At 46.4% G+C, this 658-nt stretch carries 1 protein-coding gene; it reads left to right on the top strand.

Features of this window, described 5'->3' with window-relative positions; genetic code table 11:
• Positions 1-199 precede the first annotated feature (199 nt).
• Positions 200-658: hypothetical protein (locus tag ACO0K4_RS19415; RefSeq protein ID WP_422958324.1), on the top strand; the 459-nt coding region annotated here is incomplete at its 3' end.

Below are 658 nucleotides of genomic sequence, written 5' to 3'. Positions count from 1 at the left end.
CCTCTTGTCCTTTGTAGAGCGGTTTTCTATCAAGGGAGTTTTCAACTTCCCAATGACGTACCTAGAGTCTGTGCGTCGAAGTTATGCCCCAGTTAAACTGCATCGAGGACACCCGGCAACGTGGCAGATCAGTTATTTTACTCCCAAGATCCGCAACGGTTTGATCAGAGATTTCTTTATTGCATATGGAATATCCTTAATGATTGACGACGCCCCAGAGTTCTATTGGCTCCAGTTTGTGGAGTTAATGGCCAAGGTCGAACTGGTCTGCTTCCAAAGCATGGACGGTGGATGGAGCCTTTACCCTCTCGTTCCAGAAACACGGAAATGGTATCGTTTTTCAGCCCTAGTGCGAATTAAGAACGAGGACTTTTCCCTTGCCAGTCGGAAATCTGTCTTGACAATCCTCGGTAGATTTAGACGAGTATTCAAACAGCTTCGTATGATCGAATTCAAGTCTCCTAGAAGTTTCGACTTTCCAAGATGGATCTACCAGGCAATCCCAACACCCATCCCATACTGTGACCAACCTTTCCCGATCAGTGGAGATGCCACGAACACCCTACCGTGGAAATTCAGACCGATCCCCTTGTTTGTGGATGATATGGAGAACACCCGCAATCTTTTAGAGATCTTGTCTAGGTCGAAATTTCCTCTT

Origin of the sequence: Undibacterium sp. RuTC16W, assembly GCF_049339445.1 — a bacterium.
In the GTDB taxonomy this organism is placed as follows: domain Bacteria; phylum Pseudomonadota; class Gammaproteobacteria; order Burkholderiales; family Burkholderiaceae_D; genus Undibacterium.
The sequence above is the reverse complement of the archived record's forward strand: the minus strand, read 5'-3'. Positions and strand labels throughout refer to the sequence as shown.